Origin of the sequence: uncultured Methylobacterium sp., assembly GCF_964242245.1 — a bacterium.
Taxonomy (GTDB): domain Bacteria; phylum Pseudomonadota; class Alphaproteobacteria; order Rhizobiales; family Beijerinckiaceae; genus Methylobacterium.
In genome coordinates this window covers 18,155-39,577 of the sequence record NZ_CAXTBY010000027.1, presented here as the reverse complement: position 1 = coordinate 39,577, position 21,423 = coordinate 18,155, and the positions used below count along the sequence as shown (strand labels likewise).

Annotated in this window: 17 protein-coding genes and 1 pseudogene; 9 read left to right on the top strand and 9 right to left on the bottom strand. The window is 71.7% G+C overall.

Annotated features, from left to right (window positions below; translation table 11 throughout):
* The 5 genes and pseudogenes from ACFE8Y_RS08830 to ACFE8Y_RS08810 all read right to left on the bottom strand — a co-directional run.
* Nucleotides 1-186: hypothetical protein (locus tag ACFE8Y_RS08830; protein ID WP_375464020.1), on the bottom strand; the 186-nt coding region annotated here is incomplete at its 3' end.
* A 289-nt stretch (nucleotides 187-475) separates the two neighbouring features.
* Nucleotides 476-848, bottom strand: a pseudogene (locus ACFE8Y_RS08825) (helix-turn-helix domain-containing protein); the annotation flags it as partial.
* A 115-nt stretch (nucleotides 849-963) separates the two neighbouring features.
* Nucleotides 964-1,905: a protein-methionine-sulfoxide reductase catalytic subunit MsrP gene (msrP, locus tag ACFE8Y_RS08820; protein ID WP_375464019.1), complete on the bottom strand. Its 942-nt coding sequence runs from the start codon at nucleotides 1,903-1,905 to the stop codon at nucleotides 964-966.
* 134 nt (nucleotides 1,906-2,039) lie between these two features.
* Nucleotides 2,040-3,728, bottom strand: a complete 1,689-nt coding sequence (locus tag ACFE8Y_RS08815) for an AMP-binding protein (protein WP_375464018.1) — start codon at nucleotides 3,726-3,728, stop codon at nucleotides 2,040-2,042.
* A 782-nt stretch (nucleotides 3,729-4,510) separates the two neighbouring features.
* Nucleotides 4,511-6,007 (bottom strand): leucyl aminopeptidase, encoded by a 1,497-nt coding sequence (locus ACFE8Y_RS08810; RefSeq protein ID WP_375464017.1) that lies wholly within the window; start codon nucleotides 6,005-6,007, stop codon nucleotides 4,511-4,513.
* Nucleotides 6,008-6,209: 202 nt separating this feature from the next.
* Here ACFE8Y_RS08810 and lptF point away from each other — a divergent pair, with 202 nt between their 5' ends.
* The 5 genes from lptF (at nucleotide 6,210) to rsmA (ending at nucleotide 13,681) form a co-directional block, all read left to right on the top strand.
* Entirely contained in the window at nucleotides 6,210-7,367 is a 1,158-nt protein-coding gene (gene lptF / locus ACFE8Y_RS08805) for an LPS export ABC transporter permease LptF (RefSeq protein ID WP_375464016.1), read from the top strand.
* A gap of 3 nt (nucleotides 7,368-7,370) precedes the next feature.
* Nucleotides 7,371-8,459, top strand: a complete 1,089-nt coding sequence (gene lptG / locus ACFE8Y_RS08800) for an LPS export ABC transporter permease LptG (RefSeq protein ID WP_375464015.1) — start codon at nucleotides 7,371-7,373, stop codon at nucleotides 8,457-8,459.
* Nucleotides 8,460-8,527: 68 nt separating this feature from the next.
* Entirely contained in the window at nucleotides 8,528-11,113 is a 2,586-nt protein-coding gene (locus tag ACFE8Y_RS08795; RefSeq protein WP_375464014.1) for an LPS-assembly protein LptD, read from the top strand.
* Nucleotides 11,114-11,206: 93 nt separating this feature from the next.
* Nucleotides 11,207-12,325 carry a 4-hydroxythreonine-4-phosphate dehydrogenase PdxA gene (gene pdxA / locus ACFE8Y_RS08790; RefSeq protein WP_375464013.1) on the top strand — a complete coding sequence of 373 codons (1,119 nt, stop codon included), beginning with the start codon at nucleotides 11,207-11,209 and terminating at the stop codon, nucleotides 12,323-12,325.
* A gap of 492 nt (nucleotides 12,326-12,817) precedes the next feature.
* A complete protein-coding gene (gene rsmA / locus ACFE8Y_RS08785) occupies nucleotides 12,818-13,681 on the top strand; it encodes a 16S rRNA (adenine(1518)-N(6)/adenine(1519)-N(6))-dimethyltransferase RsmA (protein WP_375464012.1) in 864 nt (287 codons plus the stop codon).
* A gap of 32 nt (nucleotides 13,682-13,713) precedes the next feature.
* Here the strand turns inward: rsmA and ACFE8Y_RS08780 are convergent, their stop codons facing one another.
* The 3 genes from ACFE8Y_RS08780 to ACFE8Y_RS08770 form a co-directional block, all read right to left on the bottom strand.
* A complete protein-coding gene (locus ACFE8Y_RS08780) occupies nucleotides 13,714-14,682 on the bottom strand; it encodes a TIM44-like domain-containing protein (RefSeq protein WP_375464011.1) in 969 nt (322 codons plus the stop codon).
* Nucleotides 14,683-14,839: 157 nt separating this feature from the next.
* On the bottom strand, nucleotides 14,840-15,937 hold the full coding sequence (locus tag ACFE8Y_RS08775; protein ID WP_375464010.1) for an ATP-binding protein: 1,098 nt from the start codon (nucleotides 15,935-15,937) through the stop codon (nucleotides 14,840-14,842).
* Nucleotides 15,938-16,082: 145 nt separating this feature from the next.
* On the bottom strand, nucleotides 16,083-16,715 hold the full coding sequence (locus ACFE8Y_RS08770; RefSeq protein ID WP_375464009.1) for a helix-turn-helix transcriptional regulator: 633 nt from the start codon (nucleotides 16,713-16,715) through the stop codon (nucleotides 16,083-16,085).
* Between the two features lie 193 nt (nucleotides 16,716-16,908).
* Here ACFE8Y_RS08770 and ACFE8Y_RS08765 point away from each other — a divergent pair, with 193 nt between their 5' ends.
* Together ACFE8Y_RS08765 and ACFE8Y_RS08760 are read left to right on the top strand one after the other, a co-directional pair.
* The gene (locus ACFE8Y_RS08765) at nucleotides 16,909-17,256 is read left to right on the top strand and encodes a DUF952 domain-containing protein (protein ID WP_375464008.1); all 348 of its coding nucleotides are present in this window, start codon (nucleotides 16,909-16,911) and stop codon (nucleotides 17,254-17,256) included.
* Complete coding sequence (locus tag ACFE8Y_RS08760; protein ID WP_375464007.1) at nucleotides 17,253-18,326, top strand: quinone-dependent dihydroorotate dehydrogenase; 1,074 nt, start codon at nucleotides 17,253-17,255, stop codon at nucleotides 18,324-18,326. Before ACFE8Y_RS08765 ends, ACFE8Y_RS08760 begins: the two co-directional genes overlap by 4 nt.
* Before the next feature lie 10 nt (nucleotides 18,327-18,336).
* Here ACFE8Y_RS08760 and ACFE8Y_RS08755 read toward each other — a convergent pair whose 3' ends face one another.
* Nucleotides 18,337-18,627: a hypothetical protein gene (locus ACFE8Y_RS08755; protein ID WP_375464006.1), complete on the bottom strand. Its 291-nt coding sequence runs from the start codon at nucleotides 18,625-18,627 to the stop codon at nucleotides 18,337-18,339.
* Nucleotides 18,628-18,807: 180 nt separating this feature from the next.
* Here ACFE8Y_RS08755 and ACFE8Y_RS08750 point away from each other — a divergent pair, with 180 nt between their 5' ends.
* Both ACFE8Y_RS08750 and ACFE8Y_RS08745 read left to right on the top strand, forming a co-directional pair.
* Nucleotides 18,808-21,111, top strand: coding sequence for an FdhF/YdeP family oxidoreductase (locus ACFE8Y_RS08750; RefSeq protein ID WP_375464005.1), 2,304 nt, complete (start codon nucleotides 18,808-18,810; stop codon nucleotides 21,109-21,111).
* Entirely contained in the window at nucleotides 21,108-21,422 is a 315-nt protein-coding gene (locus ACFE8Y_RS08745) for a hypothetical protein (protein ID WP_375464004.1), read from the top strand. The genes ACFE8Y_RS08750 and ACFE8Y_RS08745 overlap by 4 nt, the downstream gene beginning before the upstream one ends.
* Nucleotide 21,423 lies beyond the last annotated feature (1 nt).

Below are 21,423 nucleotides of genomic sequence, written 5' to 3'. Positions count from 1 at the left end.
CGGTAGGACGTTCGGCCCGTCCTCGATCGGCGGCGCGGCGGAGGGACCGATGCGCAGCATACCGACCGCCGATCGAGCTGGCATCGAGCGGGCGAGCCCGGATGCGCCGGGACGGCGCGCCACCGGCCGCAGGACGGCCTCGCCAAGCGCGGTGCTGCGCGAATCGGTGAGGCTCGTAGCCGGCATCGCCGCACGCCTTCAGGCCTCATGCAGACCCGAACGCGGTCGTGTCGATCACGCACAGTGGGCAGGACCCGCGGCGACAGATCGAACACCGGTAACAGGCCCGTACCGCGCGAACCCGCTTCCGGCGTGATCCCGACGCCTATGTCGCCGCACTCGAACGCTCTACTCGACAGCCAGCTTTGCCTAAGCAGGTTTCGGAAAAGTGCCCTGCGGCTTTCCGATAAAAACCTGCGACAAAACAAGAATCTAAGCGGATGAAGCGTTGGCCTGCCAACGCAAGTCTGCTTAGTTTTTCACGCGTAGCATTGCGCCGCTTGAAGAAGCGCGGCAGGCTGCTCACGCCTACCCGCAGACCGCGCTTTGCCAACGTCGCGAGCCGTTTCCGCAGGAAGATCTCGGGCTTGGCCTGGTAATCCTGCGGGATCGGATCGGCCTGCGCCTCGATCGTGTGCGAGCGCTGATCGGCACGCATCGGTTTGGCCGCAACTCGACGTTCCTGGGCGAAGCTCTCGTGCCAGCGAACCGCGTGGGCCGAGTTGACCCCGAAGCGTTCGGCTGCCTGACGGCGGGAGGCTCCGCCCTGCAGCGGCCACCACGCACGCGCGCAAGTCGACGGACAACGGAGACGGATGGGGGCCTCCTGCGAAAGCCACGAATGGCATCACATCAGGCGCCGGACGAAAACCCTCAACGATTCAACGCAGCCAAGTTCCGCTCCAGCCGGCAGGTGGTGCCTCCCGCGGGATTCGATCATCACGCGGGAGGCACGGGAAGCGCTCAGACGAACAGCCGTTCCTGCTCCAGCCCCTTGTAGAGGCCGGCGACCTGCGCGCCGTAGCCGTTGTAGATCAGGGTCGGCACGCGGCCGTCGGTGCCGAGCACGCGCTCGCTCGCTTGGCTCCAGCGGGGATGGGGCACCGCCGGGTTGACGTTGGCCCAGAAGCCGTACTCGGAAGGCCCGAGCGCCTCCCAGAAGGTCTTGGGCCGCTCGGCGACGAAGGCGACCTTCACGATCGACTTGATCGACTTGAACCCGTACTTCCACGGCAGCGCGAGGCGGATCGGCGCGCCGAACTGGTTCGGCAGCGGCTTGCCGTAGATGCCGGTGGCGACGAAGGCGAGGTCGTTGGCGGCCTCCTCCATCGTCACCCCCTCAACGTAGGGCCACGGATAGAACGTGCGCTGCCCCGGAGCCATCTTGCGGTCGAGGAAGGTCGTGAACTGCACGTACTTCGCGCCCGACGCGGGCTTGGCCAGCGCCACGAGCTTCGACAGGGGGAACCCGGTCCACGGCACCGACATCGACCACGCCTCGACGCAGCGGTGGCGATAGAGCCGCTCCTCGAGCCCGACCTTCCGGATCAGATCCTCGACGCCGATCTCGAACGGCTTGTCGACGAGGCCCTCGATCTTGACGGTCCACGGGCTGGCCTTCAGGGCGTCGGCGGCCGGCAGCACGCTCTTCGATGTGCCGAACTCATAGAAGTTGTTGTAGTCGGCGCTGAAGCGCTCGGGCGTCACCGGGCGGTCGAGGATGTAGGCGCCGTTGCGCGCGGCCGGGTAGGGACCGTCCGCCGCCCACGCGCCGCGGCTGCCGAGCATCGAGGCCGCCGCGAGGCCGGCCGCGCCGCCGAGCAGCGCCCGCCGGTTGAGGAAGACCGCCTCCGGCGTGGCGAGGGGCTCGGGGATTTCCCAGCCGCGCCTGCGCTTGATCAACATGGACATCTCCTGACACCGCGTTGGCCGCTCGGGGATGCGGCGCTTGCGACCCGAAATCGGTCCGCCCGGTGTCCCGCGCAAGCGGCGCACCTCGTATACGGCGGGCGTGGACGCCGGGTTACGGGCTGCGGCGATCAGGCCGAGGGCGCCTCGTCGCGCAGGGCGCGGCGCAGCACCTTGCCGACGTTCGTCTTCGGCAGGCTGTCGCGGATCACGATGCGGCGCGGCACCTTGTAGCCGGTGAGCTGCGTGCGGGCGTGGGCGCGGATCGCGTCGCCCGTGAGCGCGGCATCCTTCAGGACGACGTGCGCCACCACCATCTCACCGGTCTCGTCGTGGGGGGCTCCGACCACCGCGCATTCGAGGACGCCCGGGTGGGCCGCCAGCACGTCCTCGACCTCGTTCGGGTAGACGTTGAAGCCGGAGACGAGGATCATGTCCTTCATCCGGTCGACGATCCGCACCTGCCCGTCCGCCTCCAGCACCCCGACGTCGCCGGTGCGGAAGAAGCCGTCGGCGGTGGTGGCGCGCGCCGTCTCGTCGGGCCGCTTCCAGTAGCCCTTCATCACCTGCGGGCCGCGCACGCAGATCTCGCCGGGTGTCCCCACGGGCACCGGCATGCCGTCACGGCCGCGGATCGACACCTCGGTCGAGGGCAGCGGGTAGCCGATGGTGCCGGACCAGTCCCGGAGCCGGTAGGGATTGACGCAGACGACCGGCGAGGTCTCCGACAGGCCGTAACCCTCGATGATGGTGCTGCCGGTGATCGCCTTCCAGCGGGCCGCGACCGCGCTCTGCACGGCCGCGCCGCCGGCCACGACGTAGTCGATGCGCGAGAAGTCCACCGTGTCGATCTTCGGGTGGTTGTTCAGCAGGTTGAACAGGGTGTTGACGCCCGAGACGTGGGTAAAGCGGCTCCTGGCCAGTGTCCGGACGAAGCCGTCGGCGTCGCGCGGGTTCGGGATCAGCAGGCAGGTGCCGCCGGTGCGCATGAAGAAGAAGAAGCAGCAGGTCAGCGCGAAGATGTGGTAGAGCGGCAGCGCCGTCACCATGACCCGCTCCGCCGCCTCGTTCGCCTCGAACCAAGCTTGGCTCTGCGCCACGTTGATCAGGATGTTGCGGTGCGTCAACATCGCGGCCTTGGCGATGCCGGTGGTGCCGCCGGTGTACTGCAGGAAGGCGAGGTCGTCCGGGGTGACCGTGACGGGGTTGCGCGCCTGCCCCCGGCCCGCGCGAACCACCGCGGGAAGCCGCACCGCGAGGCCCGGCGGCAGGGCGAAGGGCGGCACCGTCCGCCGGATGTGGCGGGCGGCCAGGTTGACGACGCGTCCCTTGAGCCCGAGTCCGTCGCCGGGCCCGGCCAGGACGACGCGGTCGAGGTCCAGGGCCGGCAGGGCCTCGGCGACGGTGCACGCGAAGCTCTCCAGGACGAAGAGGATGCGCGCGCCGGAATCGTTGAGCTGGGCTGCCAGCTCCCGCGGCGTGTAGAGCGGGTTGACGTTGACCACCGTGCCGCCGGCGCACAGGATTCCGAAGATCGCCACCGCGTAGGCCGGGACGTTGGGCATCATGATCGCGACGCGGTCGCCCTTGGAAAGCCCCTGCTCCTCAAGCCACGCCGCCACGGCACGCGCTGCGGCGCCGAGCGCGGCGTAGGTCATCGACGCGTCGAAGCAGGTCACCGCCGCCCGCCCGCCGAAGCGGGCCGTGCTGGTCTCGAACAGGTCGACGAGGGTGCCGAGGCCGTCGGCGTCGATCTCGGCCGGCATGCCCGGCGGATAGGCGGCAAGCCACGGGCGCGGTGCCCGGCTGTCCTGGATCACGGCAGCTCTCCCTGATGCGCCGCATTCGCGGCGGCGCTCTTATGGCCTGCGGCACGCCCTCGGGCGGGACTCTGCGGGATCGAACCGGCTTGGGCAAGAACGATGGCCAGAGCGCTCGGTGTCGAAGCCAGCACCGCCCAAGGGTCGCGCGGCTCAGCACGCGGTTCGACCCGCCGCCGCGCGGACGGCGGCGACGATGGCGTGCGGAAGGGTGGCGACCAGGATCATCGCCGCCGCGAGGCGTGCCTCGACGCCCGTGAACGCCCGGCGCGGCCAGGGCCCGAGTCCCTCGCCGAGAGCAGGGCGATCGCGCGTGAGATGATCGTTCTCCGAAGCGGGACGCAAGGTCGACGTCGTCCTGAGATCCTTCGGCTTGCCGCGCGTTGGCCAACCCCGCCGTCGGTTCCGGGGCGCCGCAGGCGGGCCCGGACCCGGAGGGGCGCGCCGGAGGCGTGCAACCCAGAGCCGCCGACGGCGCAGACCGTGGCTCCGTCGGCGGTTCTGGCTCCGCTGCGCGGCCCCGGGATGACGGGGGTGTCGCTGACGCGGTCCGCAACACGTCGGATCGGGTCGGAGAAGATAACGCCCACATGCGATCGCCCTGCGTCGAGGGCGAGGCCGTAGACCAGGGCGAAGGCGTCGAGCGGGTCGCGGTCGAGGAAGAAGACGTAGAAGTACCGAGCGAACCAATCCGGCCGGGCCGCGCGCTGGCTGAAGCCCGTTCCGGCGACCAGGGACGAGGGTCGCGGCCCTCATGCCCTCTTCCGGAGCGCACGGCCGGGCTAGCGCGCCTCGTAGTGGTCGCGCACGAGGCGGTCGAGGAGGCGCACGCCCCAGCCGGCGCCCCAACTCCGGTTGATCTCGGAGGCCGTGGACGACATGCCGACGCCGGCAATGTCGAGATGCGCCCACGGCACGTCGTTGACGTGGCGCTTGATGAAGGCGGCCGCCGTCGCCGCCCCGCCGTGGCGCCCGCCGGTGTTCTTCATGTCGGCGAACTTCGAGTCGATCGCCTTGTCGTAGGCCGGGATCAGCGGCATCCGCCAGACCCGCTCGCCGACCAGTTCGCCCGTGGCGTGCAGCTTGCCCGCGAGGTCGTCGTCGTTGGAGAACAGGCCCGCGATGTCCTGGCCCAGCGCGACGATGATCGCGCCGGTCAGGGTGGCGAGGTCGATCATCAGCTTCGGCTTGCAGGCGCCCTGCACGTGCCAGAGCACGTCGGCGAGGACGAGGCGGCCCTCCGCGTCGGTGTTGATGACCTCGATGGTCTGGCCCGACATGGAGGTGACGATGTCCGAGGGCCGGAAGGCGGCCCCGTCGGGCATGTTCTCGACGATGCCGATGGCGCCGACGGCGTTGACCCGCGCCTTGCGGGCGGCCAGCGCGTGGAGCGTGCCGACGACGGCGGCGGCGCCCCCCATGTCGCCCTTCATGTCCTCCATGCCGCCGGCCGACTTGATCGAGACGCCGCCGGAGTCGAACACCACGCCCTTGCCGATGAAGGCGACCGGCGCCTCGCCGGCCGGACCGCCGTTCCAGCGCATCACGACGACCCGCGGCTCGCGGGCCGAGCCCTGCGCCACCGCGAGCAGCGCGCCCATGCCGAGCTCGCGCATCCGGGCGGGCTCCAGCACCTCGACCTCGACGCCCAGCCGCGTCAGCGCCGCGGCGCGGCGGGCGAACTCCTCCGGCGTCAGGACGTTCGGCGGCTCGTTGATGAGGTCGCGGGCGAGCGTCACGCCCTCGGCGACCGCGGCCGCCGCCGCGGCGGCCTGCTCGGCCTGGGCGTGCCCGGCGAGCATCAGGGTCAGCGCCGTGGTGCCCGCGTCGTCGGCGTCGGGCTTCTTCTTGGTCTTGTAGCGGTCGAAGCTGTAGGCACGCAGCCGCGCCCCGAGGGCGAAGTCGGCGGCGTTCTCGGGCGTCACGGCCGCGCCCGGCCAGTCCAGCACCACGCGGGCGGGCCTGCCCGAGACCTTGCCCGCGGTGAAGCCGCCGAGCACCGGCCATTCGAGCTTGGCGCGGTCCTTCTCGGAGCCGACCCCGACCACCACGAGCCGGTCGGCATCGACGCCGGCCGGGGCCGGCAGGACGAGGGCGGAGAGCGAACGGCCCTTGAACTTCTCGCCCGGCGCCGCCCGCGCGATCAGGTCGGCACCGGCGCTCCCGAGCACCTCGCGGGCGGCCGAACCGAGCACGAGGTCGTCGCCGGCAAACACCACGAGGTCCCCGGAACCGCCCCGGCCGACGGGGGCGAAGCTGATGGTGATGCCGTCCGCCATGACGTTGCCTTCTGCCCTTTGCTGCCGTCCCCGCCGCGTGCTCGTCCGCGCGCATCGATCGATGCCCTGTGTAGCCGCTGAGGCGCAGAACGCAACGCGTGGTGGAAGCCGCCGGACAGCCCTTGAAAGCGCCCAACTTCGCGCGCCATCCGGGGAGCGGCCGGACGGTCCGGCCGCCCGGCCCAGCGCTTCGGGGGAGCCGATGACGCAGATCGCGCGCTACATCTTCCGCATCGCGGCCGGCGCCTTCCTCGCCTGCCTGATCGGGCTGACCGGCACGATCTGGGTGACGCAGGCCCTGCGCGAGCTCGACCTCGTCACCGCCAAGGGCCAGACGGTCCTCATCTTCCTGTTCGTGACCGGCCTGTCGCTGCCGACGCTGGTCGTCGTGATCGCGCCCGTCGCCCTGTTCATCGCGGCACTCTACGCGCTGAACCGGCTGAACGGCGATTCCGAGCTGATCGTGATGTCGGCGGCCGGCATGAGGCCGCGCAGCATCCTGCGCCCGTTCCTGACGCTGGCGCTCGCCGTCAGCGCGCTCGTCGGGTTCATCACGATCGTGGTGATGCCGGCGAGCTTCCAGGAGCTGCGCGACGTGATCACGCGGGTGCGCGGCGACTTCATCGCCAACGTGGTCAAGGAGGGCCAGTTCACCCAGCTCGACAACGGCATCACCTTCCACTTCCGCGAGCGCGGACCCGGCGGCACCCTGCTCGGCCTGTTCATCCAGGACCGGCGCGAGGCCGGCAAGACCAAGGTGTACCTGGCCGAGCGCGGCAACGCGATCGACGTTGACGGGCAGAGCTACCTCGCGCTGGAGCGCGGCAGCGTGCACCAACAGCAGAAGGACTCGCGCGATTCCTCCATCCTCACCTTCGCGCGCTACACCATCGATCTGGCCGCCTTCGCGCCGCCCGATGCCGAGACGGTCTACAAGCCCCGCGAGCGCTCGACGACGCAACTGCTCTTCCCCGACAAGAGCGAGGGCTACTTCAAGCTCCAGAAAGGCCGGTTCCGGGCGGAACTGCACGACCGGCTCTCGTCCTGGCTCTACCCGCTGGCGCTAGCCTTCATCGCGTTCGCCGCGCTTGGCGATCCGCGCACCACGCGCCAGGGCCGCGGCGTCGCGGTGGCCGGCGCGGTGCTGTCGGTCATCGCGCTGCGGATCGCGGGCTTCGCCGCGACGAGTGCGGCGGCCCGCAGCGCGGGCGCGGTCGCGGCCGTCTACGCCGTGCCGCTCATCGCCATCGCCCTGTCGTCGCTGATCATCTTCCACGGTGCGGCCGTCCGCGCGCTGGGTACGCGGATCGCGCGCGCGCTGGCCGGGCGCCGGCGCGGCCCCCGGCTCGCGGCGGGCTGAGGGATGCTGATCGGCCTCACCCTCGGGCGCTACTTCGCCCTGCGCTTCGTGCGGACCGTGCTCGGGGTATTCATCACCGTCTTCGCGCTGGTCTACACCCTCGACTTCGTCGAGCTGCTGCGGCGCGCGGGCGACGCGGAGGGCGCCTCGACCGGGCTGATGGCGCAGCTCTCGCTCTACCGCACCCCCGCGGTGGCGGAGGGCGTCTTGCCCTTCGCCGTCCTGTTCGGCTCGATGGCGGCCCTGCTCCAGCTCTCGCGCAAGCTCGAGCTCGTCGTGGCGCGCGCGGCCGGGATCTCGGCGTGGCAGTTCCTCCAGCCGGGCTTCGTCGTCGCCCTGGGGCTCGGCGCCGTCGCGGTCGGGATCTACAACCCCGTCTCGGCGATGATGAAGCAGCGCTCGACCGAGATCGAGGCCAGGATCTTCGCCAAGTCCGCCAAAGCCTCCTCCGGCAAGGACATCTGGATCCGGCAGAAGAGCCTCGACGGCGGCGCGATCATCCGCGCCGAGACCGCGATCGAGGGCACGACGGTTCTGGCCGGCGTCGAGGTCTTCACCTTCGACGATGCGGGCCTGTTCGTCGCGCAGATCATCGCCGCGCGGGCGACGCTCCACGACGGATACTGGGAGCTCACCGAGGCGCGCGTGCTGACCCCGAGCGCACCGCCGGAGGCGTTCGGCACCTACCTCATCGCCTCGACCCTCGATCCGGGACAAGTGCGCCAGCGCTTCACCCCCCCCGAATCCGTGCCATTCTGGCAACTACCCGACACGATCGCGCGCACGGAGCGGGCAGGATTGGATGCCACCCGCTACCGACTCCAGTACGATGTCCTGTGGGCGCGGCCGGTTCTCTTCCTGGCCATGGTCCTGGTGGCGGCAACCGTTTCCTTACGGTTCTTCCGCTTTGGTGGTGTGGGAAAGCTGGTCCTCGGCGGGGTCGCGGCCGGGTTCGTCCTGTACGTCGCACGGCAACTGATGGAAGGCCTCGGCGCCTCGGGGATCGTCGCGGCACCGGTGGCGGCGTGGTTCCCGGCCGTGGTAGGAAGCCTTCTCGGTACGCTCACGCTTCTGTACCAGGAAGACGGCTGACGCCGGGGCGGGGACGGGGGTGATCTTGAGCAGGGTGGCGCGGCTCGTCACGGGGATTGGGATACGCGTTGCGTAGGGTCGCCGACATCGCGATCGCCATCGGGCTGCTGGCGCTGACGGGCATCGCCCCGCTGGCCGGCGCCGCGCCGGCGCTCGCGCAGGCGTTCCCCGGCGCGAAGAAGGACGCCGCGGGAAAGCCCGGCGAGAAGCTCCTCGTCGAGGCCGACGAGCTGATCTACGACAACGACAAGAACACCGTCACCGCGCGCGGCAACGCCGAGTTGCATTACGGCCCGCGCACCCTCCAGGCCGACCGCGTGCGCTACGACCGAGCCTCGTCGCGGGTCTTCGCCGAGGGCAACGCCCGCCTGACCGACCAGGACGGATCGGTGGTGACCGGCGACCGGATGGAGCTGACCGACGACTTCAGGAACGGCTTCATCGACGCCCTGCGCATCCAGCAGACGGTCGAGACCAAGGGCGAGACCGTCCGCACCCGCTTCTCGGCCCCGCGCGGCGAGCGCGCCGAGGGCGAGCAGACCACCTTCGACGCCGGCACCTACACCGCCTGCGAGCCGTGCAGGGACCATCCGGAGACGCCGCCGCTCTGGCAGGTGCGGGCGACCAAGATCATCCACAACAACGAGACCCACACGCTCTACTTCGAGGATTCGACCCTGGAGATCGCCGGGATTCCGGTGGCCTACCTGCCCTACTTCGAGGCTGCCGATCCGACGGTGAAGCGCAAGAGCGGCTTCCTGACCCCGCGCTTCATCTCCTCGACCGCGCTCGGCTCCGGCGCCGCGGTCCCGTACTTCTTCAACCTCGCGCCGGACTACGACCTCACGGTCACGCCGTCCTTCCTCAGCCGGCAGGGCGTGCTCGGTCAGGCCGAGTTCCGCCAGCGCCTGGATACCGGCACGTACAACCTGCGCGTGTCCGGCATCTTCCAGACGACGCCGTCGGCGTTCCTGCCGGGACCGCTCGGCGCGGGCGACCGGGACTTCCGCGGCTCGGTCGAGTCGAAGGGCCGGTTCTACATCAACGAGCGCTGGCGCACCGGCTGGGACCTCGTCGGCGTCACCGACAAGTGGTTCCTCGACAACTACCGCATCCGCAACCAGACCATCACCACCGACTACTTCCGCGAGGCGGTGTCGACGGCCTACCTGATCGGCCAGGGCGACCGCTCCTGGTTCGAGGCGCGGGGTTACTACTTCAAGGGCCTGTCGAGCTTCGACTGGCAGAAGGAGCAGCCGCTGGTGCTGCCGGTGATCGACTACGACAAGCGCATCAACGGTCCGGGCGCGCTCGGCGGAGAGGTCCGGTTCCAGGCCAACATCACCAGCCTCACCCGCGAGGCGACGGACTTCCAGGGTCTCCCGCGCACCGGCACCTACCTGTTCAGCCCGAGCGTCAACGGCGTCAGCTTCCCGCTCTACGAGACCTGCACGGCGTTCAACCGGGCCACCTGCCTCGTTCGGGGCTTGGCCGGCACCGACACCCGCGCCTCGGCGCAGCTTTCCTGGCGCCGGACCTTCATCGACGACCTCGGCCAAGCCTTCACGCCGTTCGCATACCTGCGCACCGACGCGTTCTTCGTGAACCCGAGCTTCTCGGGTTACCAGAACGCCCTGGTGCCGCAGATCGCCAGCATCGACGAGGGCTTCACGGGCCGGGTGATGCCGGCGGTGGGGCTCGACTACCGCTACCCCTTCGTCAGCGACTTCGGAGCGCTCGGCGTCCACACCCTGGAGCCGATCGCCCAGATCATCGCGCGGCCCTCCGAGACCCGGATCGGGCATCTGCCGAACGAGGACGCGCAGAGCCTCGTCTTCGACGACACGTCCCTGTTCCAATGGGACAAGTTCTCGGGCTACGACCGGGTCGAGGGCGGCCTGCGGACCAACCTCGGCGGCCAGTACTCGGTGGTGACGGCCTCGGGCTGGTACGCGAACGCGATGTTCGGCGAGTCGATCCAGCTTGCCGGGGTGAACTCGTTCCGGCGCGGCGACATCGCCAATGTCGGACTTGACTCCGGGCTCGAGACCACGCGCTCGGACTTCGTCGGCCGGTTCCAGCTCTCGCCGAACCAGAACATCAGCCTGATCACCCGCGCCCGCTTCGACCAAGCGGACTTCAAGGTCAACCGATTCGAGACCGGCGTGACCGCGCGCTTCGCGCCCTTCCTGCCGCTGACGTTGTCGGCGTTCTACTCGTACTACGAGGCGCAGCCGTTGCTGGGCTTCAACCACCGCCGCGAAGGGGTCACCGCGACGGCGACCTACAACATCACGCCGAACTGGTTCGTCACCGGATCGGCGCTCGTCGACCTGACGCACTACCTCGACACCCGCACCCTCTACGCCGACGCGCTGTCGAGCTACCTCGCCAACCCGATCGGAAGCGTGCCGATCTACCAGAACCCGGGCCGCTTCTACCTCTCGGGCATGAGCGTCGGCGCCGGGTATCAGGACGAGTGCACCACGGTTTCGCTCAACTATATCGTCTCGCCGATCGCGCTCGCCACCGGCGTGACCGAGAGCAACAAGACGGTGCTGCTGCGGGTCGAGCTGAAGACGCTGGGCGAGGCGGACCTGCGCCAGAACGTCGGCGTGGGCTCGACCGCCGACGGTATCGCCACGGTGCGCTGAGAGGCGCCTCGCGGGGGCGGGACCGGACTGCTACACGGACGGTCTTCCATCGTGGGTCCTCGACCGCGAAGCCGCCGACGAAGTCGTGACACGATGCAACCCCTCGCCCTGACCCTCGGAGATCCGGCCGGCATCGGGCCGGAGATCGCGCTGGCGGCGTGGCTCGCCCGGGCCGGGCGCGATCCGCTGCCGCCGTTCTTCCTCGTGGCCGACCCCGCCTTCATCGAGCGCATGGCCAACCGCCTCGAGCTCTCGGTGCCGGTGGCCGAGATCGACCCGGAGACGGCGATCGCCGTGTTTCCCCGGGCGCTGCCCGTCGTGGCGCTGCCGAGCGGGACCGAGGTCGGGGCCGAGCCCGGCCTGCCGGATTCGGGCTCGGCCGGGGCGACGATCGAGTCGATCACCGCCGCCGTCGGCTTCGTGCGCGCGGGCCGGGCCTGCGCGCTCGTCACCAACCCGATCGCCAAGTTCGTGCTGACCCGGGCCGGCTTCGCCCATCCCGGCCACACCGAGTTCCTGGCCGCGCTCTCGGTGCCGCCCGGCCTTCCGCCGCCGCGGCCGGTGATGATGATCTGGAGCCCGGACCTCGCCGTCGTGCCGGTGACGATCCACGTGCCCCTGCGGGACGTGCCGCGCCTGCTGACGCAGGCGCTGGTGGAGGAGACCGCCCGCATCGTCGCCCGCGACCTCGCCGAGCGCTTCGGGCTGGAGAAGCCGCGCCTCGTGCTGGCCGGGCTCAATCCGCACGCGGGCGAATCCGGCACCATCGGCCACGAGGACCGGGACGTGCTGGCACCGGCCGTCGCGAGGCTGCGCGCGGAAGGACTCGACATCCGCGGGCCGCTGCCGGCCGACACGATGTTCCACGCGCGCGCGCGCGTGACCTACGACGTGGCGCTGGCGCCCACCCACGATCAGGCGCTCATCCCGATCAAGACCATCGCCTTCGACGAGGGCGTCAACGTCACCCTCGGCCTGCCCTTCATCCGCACGTCGCCGGACCACGGCACCGCCTTCGACATCGCGGGCAAGGGGCTCGCGAGGCCGGACAGCCTGATCGCCGCGATCCGCCTCGCGGACCGGCTGGCGCGCAACGCCGCCGCGCGCGCCGGCAGGCGCGCTCCGGGCGCGGACGTGATTCCGCTCCACGCCTATGCCGGCCGGCCCCGGTCAGTGCCCGCCGCGCACTTCGACGCCGAAGACGAGCTGTGATCCCCTCTCGCCGACGAGGATGCTCCGATGGGACGCGGGTCCCCACCCCCTTCGCGGGAGAGGGACGGGGTGAGGGATGAGAACGCTCCGGATGAGGCAGGCCGCTGGCCTCGATCGCCCCTTCAGCCGGGAACACGAAGGCCTCGCGCGTTCGCCTCACCCGCGAAGGATGCCGTCGTGCTGGAAAAATCGACGCGCCATCGGGCACGCGACGAGCCGCGACGAGGGAATCCCGACCTGCACGCCTCGGGCATACGACGGCCCTGCGGATGCGGGACGCGACCTCTTCGGATGGTTCTCATCCCTCACCCCATCCCTCTCCCGCCCGGGAGAGGGGGTCTGTCGAGCCGACGAGGGTTTCTTCGGTGACCCGATATACCAGCGCCCCGACGTCTCGGCCTTTCCTGCCGGCGGCCTGAGGCCGAAGGCGAACGCGCGCTTCTGCCGTTGCAGAAAGCTTCCCTTGAGGCCCCAGGATCGGGGGCGAGGAATTTGAGCGCTCCCGACGGCCTGCCGCCGCTGCGCGAGGTCGTGGCGCGGCACGGGCTGGAGCCGCGCAGGGCGCTCGGCCAGAACTTCCTGTACGACCTCAACCTGACCGGGCGGATCGCCCGCGCGGCGGGGCCGCTCGACGGGGTCACCGTGCTGGAGGTCGGCCCCGGCCCCGGCGGGCTCACGCGGGCGCTGCTCGCCGAGGGCGCCGCCCGGGTGATCGCGGTGGAGCGCGATCCGCGCGCGCTGCCGGCGCTGGCCGAGATCGCGGCGTGCTATCCCGGACGCCTGGAGGTGATCGACGCCGACGCCCTCGCCTTCGATCCGCGCCCGCTGATCGGCGGCGGGCCGGCGCGGATCGTGGCCAACCTGCCCTACAACGTCGGCACCGCGCTGCTGACCGGGTGGCTCGGCGGCGAGGTCTGGCCGCCCTGGTGGGACTCCGCCACGCTGATGTTCCAGCGCGAGGTCGCCGAGCGCATCGTCGCCGACGAGACCGCGCGGGCCGATTACGGCCGCCTCGGCGTGCTCTGCGGCTGGCGGACGGACGCCCACATCCTGTTCGACGTAGCGCCCTCGGCCTTCGTGCCGCCGCCGAAGGTGACGTCGAGCGTGGTCCGGCTCGTCCCGCGCGCGACGCCCCTGTCCTGCCACGCGGGGGCGCTGGAGGCGGTGACGCGGGCGGCCTTCGGGCAGCGCCGCAAGATGATGCGCCAGAGCCTGAAGGGCCTGACGCCCGAACCCGGTACGCTGCTGGCGAAGGCCGGCATCGCCGGGACCGCGCGGGCGGAGGAGGTTCCGGTCGCGGGCTTCGTGACGCTCGCCAACCTCTGGGATGCGCACGGAAAAGCCGGCGCCCCGTGAGGACGCCGGCTCGTTCGCTCCGTGGCGCGCGATCAGCGGGTCTGCTGGATCGCGGAGAGGATCCACGGACGGCCCTGGCTGCGCACGAAGGTCCAGAGCTCCACGGCCTCGCCCGGCTCGGTCGCGACGACGCGGTTGCTGGTCCGGTCGAGGGTCACGTCCTTGAGGGTGTAGCGCATCGCCACCGTGGCGAACTCCTGGTTGCCCTCGCCCCAGGCCTCCGACAGGTCGCCCTGCTGGAGCTTCACCTCGGTGATGCGGTTGACCACGCCGCGGGCGGCGTTGTTGCGCAGCTCCTCCTCGAAGTAGCCGGCCATCTCCGGCGTCGCGAGGTTGCGCAGGCCGACCGCGTCCTCGTGCGAATAGGCGTCCTGCACCTCGCCGAGCAGGCGCTCGAACGACTGGAAGTCGTTCGGGCCGACCTGGACCGGGCGCTGCTGCGGGGGACGCGGGGCGCCGCCCATCATCCCGCCGAGGCCGGCGGCCGGCCCGCCTGCGCCGGGACCGCCGTTCAGGCCAGGATCGGCATCCATGCCCGTCCGCGCGTAGGACGCGCCGGCGCCGGCCGGCTGGTTGCGGCGGCGGAACCAGCGCAGCGCCAAGGAGGCGAGCAGGACCACGAGGCCGACCTGCAGCAGCAGGCCGAGCATCGAGGCGATGCCGCCGAGGCCCCCGAAGAAGCCGCCGCCGAGCAGCGCCCCGAGGAGGCCCGCGCCGAGGAGACCGGCCATGAAGCCGCCGCCGAAGCGCGGCCGTGCGGCCGGCGCCTGCATGCCGGGATTGGTCATGCCCGGCGAGGGCTGGGTCTGCGTGCGCTGCATCGGGGCCGCGGTGGGTGCCGTGGTGGTCGCCGACGGCGGGCTGAAGGTCCGCGAGCCGCGCGATCCCATGCTGGCGCCGCCGCCCGGACGGGCGTCGACCGCGGGCGCCGCGACCGTGAGCGCGGCAGCCAGCGCCAGGATGGTCGCCGTGCGCGTGCGGCGCGTGAGGGAGGTAAGCATCGATCCGCCTCTGATGAAGGACAAGGTCTTGGGGTCTTGAGACTGGAGAGAACCCCTTGGCGCGAGCGCCGAGGATGATATGGTGACGGCTGCGGCGGGGTTTTAGTCCGTCCGATCGGCAACATCCTGGACCGCGCCGCGCGATTCCCCGGCGTGATCAATGCAGCGCCCGCTCCGGCGCTGCCGGGAAGACGAGCCGCACCTGCGTCCCCGCGCCGGGACTGCTCTCCAGCGCGATGGTGCCGTTCTGGCGCTTCATCAGGCCGTGGACGATGGCGAGCCCCGCCCCGCGTCCGGCCTCGCGGCTGGTGGCGAAGGGGGCCAGCGCCCGCGTCAGCATCTCCGGCGACATGCCGGTGCCCGTGTCGATGACGTGGATGCCGACCGCCCCGTCCTCGGGGCGCTGCACCGAGCGGTCGCCGGGGGCGATGCGGAAGGTGCTCAGGCTGATCGTGCCGCCGGCGGGCATCGCCTCGCAGGCGTTGGCGACGATGTGGCCGAGCGCCAGCTCGACCTGCGTCGGGTTGCTGATCGCCCGCGGCAGGCCGGGGGTGCCGGCGACCTCCAGCCTCACGCGGGCGGGCAGGCCGGGCCGCAGGCGCTCGGCCGTTCCGGCGACGAGGGCGTCGAGGTCCACCGGGCGCACGTCCGGCGCGATCTTGCGCGAGAAGGCGAGGAGTTGCCGCGTGAGGATCGCGGCGCGCTCGGTGGCGTCGGTCGAGCGGCTCATCGCCCGCTGGATGAACGGCTCGGGGCTCTCGCCCAAGCGCCGCTTCAGCCCGTCGATGTAGCCGATCAGGATCTGCAGGAAGTTGTTGAATTCGTGGGCGACGCTGTTGGTCAGCAGTCCCAGCGCCTCGCGCTGGCGCGACAGCACCAGGGCGCTCTCCGCATCGCGCCGCCGCGTCACGTCGGCGAGCTGCCCGAGGCGCAGGCCGCTGCCCGGCACCGGCACCAGGGTCAGGCTGGCCCAGAACGTCGCCCCGTCGCCGGTGGCCGCGAGGAATTCGGCCGGTCCCGCGTGTCCGGCCGGGAGGGCGCCGCGCTCGTGGGCCAGGAAGCGGACGTTGCGCCCGACGACTTCGGCCGCGGGCCGGCCGGCCAGCCGCAGGAAGGCCGGGTTGGCGTGGACGATCGGCTCGTCCGGGCGATCCGGATCGGACAGGAAGGCCGGAGCGGCCGCATCGAGGAGCGCGATCCAGCCTGGCGGAAGGTCGGCCTCCTCGTTCCGGCCGTCCGCTTCGGGCTGTGCCATGGTGCTTCCCGGCCTTGCGGAACTGACGGCCCGCCACCGGTCCATCGATAGCGGCATCGGTCCTCACGGCCAAGATCCTCACGGCCGAGCCGGGATCGGCGCACGGAGGCCGCGGCTTCCACAGCTTCCAAGCAAGTGGCCGGCCCTACTGGCGGATCCACATGACGCGTGCCATCCAGGCGATCTCCCCGACGTTGAGGGTGCGGTCCTCGTGCTCCGGGTTGAGGGAGGCGAGTTCCACCGTGCGGGCGGTGCGGCGGCGGAGTTCCTTGGCGAGCACCTCGCCGGCGTGAAGGCGCACCACGACGCGGTCGCCCTTGCGCACGCTGGCCGAGGGCGAGACGATCAGCACGTCGCCGTCGCGGAACAGCGGCAGCATCGAGTCGCCCTGCACTTCGAGCGCGAAGGCGCGCTCCTCGCCGAGATCGGGGAACTCGATCTCCTCCCAGCCGGGGCCGCCGGTGGGCACGCCCTCGTCGGTGAACAGGCGCCCGGCGCCCGCCTGGGTCAGGCCGATCAACGGCACCATGGCGCGCGGCGGCCCCTCGCGGGCCTCGATCAGGCGCAGGAAATCGTCGAGGCTGGCGCCGGTCGCGGCGAGCACCTTCGAGACCGACTCCGTCGACGGCCAGCGCTTGCGCCCATCGACGCCGACGCGCTTCGACCGGTTGAAGCTCGTGGCGTCAAGCCCTGAGCGGCGCGCGAGACCGGACGGCGAGAAGCCGTGGCGCTCGGCCAGCCGGTCGATGGCGTTCCAGATCTGCTCGTGGGACAGCATGTCGGGCTCGAGGCGCAACGGGCCGCTGAGACGCACGGCCTAGCCGTAGGAAAGTAGAACTACGACGCACGAAACGCAATCGATCTCCACCGGCGGTGCTCGGCCCCGAGCAGCCCTCTCCGCACCGCGTTCCCGGTTGCCAGTGGACCGCGCGGCGCCCTATCGACGGCGCGCGAAGTCCCGGGTGCCGCCGATGCCGCTCATCTACAAGATCTGCCCCGAACCGCTCTGGCGCGCGGCCGAGGCCGCCGGCCGCTTCAAGGGCTCAGGGATAGACGTGTCCGACGGGTTCATCCACTTCTCCACCGCCGCGCAGGTGGCCGAGACCGCGCGGCGGCACTTCTCGGGGCAGGCCGACCTCGTGCTCGTGGCTGTGGAGGCCGAGGCGCTGGGCGATAGCCTGCGCTACGAGCCCTCCCGCGGCGGCCACCTGTTCCCGCACCTCTACGGTGACCTGCCGCTCGCGGCCGTGCGAAGCGTCGCGGCCCTGACGCTCGGGCCGGACGGCCTGCACCGGCTCCCGGCGGAGATCGGCGGGTGATCGGCGCGCTGTTCCCCCTGGTGCGGCCCGTCCTGCACGGGCTCGATGCCGAGCGCGCCCACGACCTGACGCTGGCAGCCCTCGCGATGATGCCGGCGCGGGCGCCCGCGCCGGACGACCCGCGCCTCGCGGTCGACCTGCTCGGGCAGCACTTCCCCAACCCGGTCGGGCTGGCGGCGGGCTTCGACAAGGGCGCGCGGGCGGCCGACGCGCTGCTCGGCCTGGGCTTCGGCTTCGTCGAGGTCGGCGGCGTCGTCCCGAGGGCGCAGGGCGGCAACCCGCGCCCGCGGGTGTTCCGCCTTGCTCGCGACCGCGCCGTGATCAACCGCTTCGGCCTCAACAGCGAGGGCCTCGACGTGGTCGCCGGACGGCTGGAGCGTCGGGGCCGGCGCGGCATCGTCGGCGTCAACGTCGGCGCCAACAAGGAGACGGCCGACCGGCTCGCCGACTACGTCGCCTGCACGGCGCGGCTCGCGCCGCTCGCCGACTTCATCACCGTCAACGTATCCTCGCCCAACACGCCCGGCCTGCGCGACCTCCAGGGCGAGGCCTTCCTCGACGACCTGCTGGCTCGCGTCGTCGCGGCCCGCGATCGCGCGGCGCCCGCCACCGCGATCCTCCTGAAGATCGCCCCCGACATCACCCTCGACGCGCTGGACGCGATCTGCGCCACGGCGGTCCGCCGCGGGGTTGCGGCCCTGGTCGTGTGCAACACCACGGTCGCGCGCCCGGCAGCGCTCGCCGAGACCGCGCTCTCGGCCGAGGCCGGCGGCCTGTCCGGCCGGCCGCTGTTCGGCCCGGCGACGCGGCTCCTGGCCGAGGCCTACCTGCGCGTCGGCGGGCACTTGCCCCTCGTCGGCGTCGGCGGCATCGATTCGGCCGAGGCCGCCTGGACCAAGATCCGCGCCGGCGCGAGCCTGCTGCAGCTCTACTCCGCCCTGGTCTACGAGGGTCCCGGCCTCGTCGCCCGGATCAAGGCCGGCCTCGTCGCGCGGATGCGGGCGGAGGGCGCGACCGGGCTCTCGGCGATCGTCGGGCGGGATGCGGCGGCGCTGGCGCGTACGGCTTGAGGGGTGCGCCTCACGGATCGGCCCTGCGCCGCCCGGTTCCGGCGAGCACCGCGCAGGCGGCCCCGAGCCCGAGCAGCACCCACTTCACCGGCAGCAGCGCGGCGTCGACGCTCGGGATGCCGTCCGTCGCGAAGCGGCCCGGCGCGACCTCGACGCCGGGCCGCCCGTGCGCCTGCGCGTCGGCGACCTGCGCGGGCGTGACCGCCCACTGCGCGTCCCGGGCCCGGTCGTGCGCCATGACGGCGACCCCGACCGCGCAGCCCGCCGCCAGGGCCGCCATGATCCGCGTTCGCGCCCACATGGGGTCCTCATAGTACGCGCGCCTGCCCACGCCGCGGACCGCGCGCGTGGAATCATGAAAACATCGCGCGTGCCGGACGCATGCGGGGGGTGCGTCCGGACGCGATTGAGGATGAGCCCCCCAAGCTTTTATCTCACGTCAGCGCGATCGCCGCGCCGTCGTCGCTTCCAGGGTTGCTTCATGGACCATTCGGCCGGCTCTCCCAAACGTTCGTCGGCCGCCGGCGGATGGGGGGCCCTGAAGAGCTGCGGCAAGCACCTGCTCGGCAGCCGTGCCCCGCTCTCCGGCGCGCGGGCCCTGCTGAAGGCAAACCAGCCCGACGGCTTCGACTGCCCCGGCTGCGCCTGGGGCGACCCGGAGCACGGCTCCTCGTTCGAGTTCTGCGAGAACGGCGTGAAGGCGGTCTCGTGGGAGGCGACCGACAAGCGCACGCCCCCGAGCTTCTTCGCCCGCCACACCGTGGCGGAGCTGCGCGGCTGGAGCGACTACGCGCTCGAAGGCGAGGGCCGCCTCACCCACCCGATGCGCTACGACGCCGCCAGCGACCGCTACCTGCCGGCGACCTGGGAGCAGGCGTTCGCCGAGATCGGCGCGAGCTTGCGCGGGCTCGACCATCCGGACCAAGCCGAGTTCTACACCTCTGGCCGAGCCTCGAACGAGGCGGCCTACCTCTACCAGCTCTTCGCTCGGGCCTACGGCACCAACAACTTCCCCGACTGCTCCAACATGTGCCACGAGGCGAGCGGCATCGCGCTGACCGCAGCGATCGGGATCGGCAAGGGCACGGTGCTGCTGGAGGATTTCGAGGCGGCGGACGCGATCTTCGTCGTCGGCCAGAACCCGGGCACCAACCACCCGCGGATGCTGGGCGACCTGCGCCGCGCCGCCGAGCGCGGCGCCAAGGTCGTGGTGTTCAACCCCGTGCGCGAGCGCGGCCTGGAGCGCTTCGCCGATCCGCAGAACACCGTCGAGATGCTGCGCGGCGCGAGCGCGCCGATCGCGAGCCACTACCTCCAGCCGCGGCTCGGCGGCGACATGGCCGCCTTCCGCGGCATCGCCAAGGCGGTCTTCTCGGCCGACGACGCGGCGTTGGCCGAGGGTCGTCCCTCCGTCCTCGATCAGGCCTTCCTCGCCGATCACACCGCGGGTCTTGCCGCCTACCGGGCGGCGGTCGAGGCCACGACCTGGGCGGCGATCGAGGACCAGTCCGGCCTGAATCGCGCCGACCTCGAGACCGTGGCCGAGGTCTACCTCGCCTCGGAGCGGACGATCTGCACCTGGGCGATGGGCGTGACGCAGCACCGCCACTCGGTCGCGACCATCCGTGAGATGACGAGCCTGATGCTGCTGCGCGGCAACATCGGGCGCCCCGGCGCGGGGCTGTGCCCGGTGCGCGGCCACTCGAACGTCCAGGGCGACCGCACGGTCGGCATCAACGAGAAGCCCCCCGCCGCCTTCCTCGACGCCCTGGAGCGCGAGTTCGGCTTCAGCCCGCCGCGCCGGCACGGGCACAACGTGCTCGCCGCAATCGGCGCGATGCTCGACGGCTCGGCCAAGGCCTTCATCGGCTTGGGCGGCAACTTCGCCCGCGCCACGCCGGACACGGCGCTGGTGGCCGGGGCGCTCGCCTCCTGCCGGCTCACCGTCCACATCGCGACGAAGCTCAACCACTCCCACCTCGTGCCGGGCCGGGTCGCCTACGTGCTGCCCTGCCTCGGCCGCACCGAGATCGACCGGAACACCGCCGGCAAGGTCCAGATCGTGACCGTCGAGGATTCGATGAGCATGGTCCACGGCTCGGGCGGCATCAACAAGCCGGCGTCGAAGGCGCTGCGCTCCGAGATCGCGATCATCGCCGGGATGGCGGCGGCCACCGTCGGCTCGGCGCAGGTGGATTGGGCGGCGCTGGCCGCCGACTACGACCGCATCCGCGACCGGATCGAGCGCACCATCCCCGACTTCACGGACTACAACGTGCGGGTCCGGCGCCCGCGCGGCTTCATGCTGCGCAACCCCGCCGCCGCGCGCGTGTTCGAGACCGCGACCGGCCGCGCGAACTTCTCCGCGGACGCCCTGCCGGAGGCGACCGAGCACCAGATCGCCAAGCGCTCGGACGACACGTTCGTGCTGCAGACCTTCCGCAGCCACGATCAGTACAACACCACGATCTACGGCCTCGACGACCGCTACCGCGGCGTCTACGGCGAGCGCCGCGTGATCTTCTGCCATCCCGACGACTTGGCCGCGCTGCGGCAGCGCGCCGGCGAGCGGGTCGACGTCGTCGGCCTGCACGATGACGGGACGGCGCGCGTCGCCGAGGATTTCCGCCTCGTGCCCTTCGACATGCCCCGCGGGAGTCTGGCCGGCTACTACCCGGAGCTGAACGTGCTGGTCCCGCTCTCGACCTTCGGGCGCGAGAGCGACACACCGACCTCGAAATCGGTGCTGGTGACGGTCCGCCCGCGCGCGACGGCCGCCGCTTGAGCGACGGCGCGGCGGACGAGACCGCCCTCGTCGCCCTGGTCGAAGGTGTCGGGGCGCTCCGGCCCGACCTCGACACGCTCGCCGCGCTGCTGCTCGCGGCGGCCCATCTCGGCCTTTCCGCCGACAGCCGCAGCGCGGCGAGGAACCTCGACGTCGCCCACGCCCATGCGCTCCGCGCGCTCGCATCGATCGAGGAAGCCGGGCTGGTCGCGGCAACCCGGCGCGACGCGCGGACGAGCCGCACGCACTACGCGCTCACCGAGGCCGGATGGAGCCTGATGGAAGCGGCGGCCGCGCGTCCCTCGTCTTGAC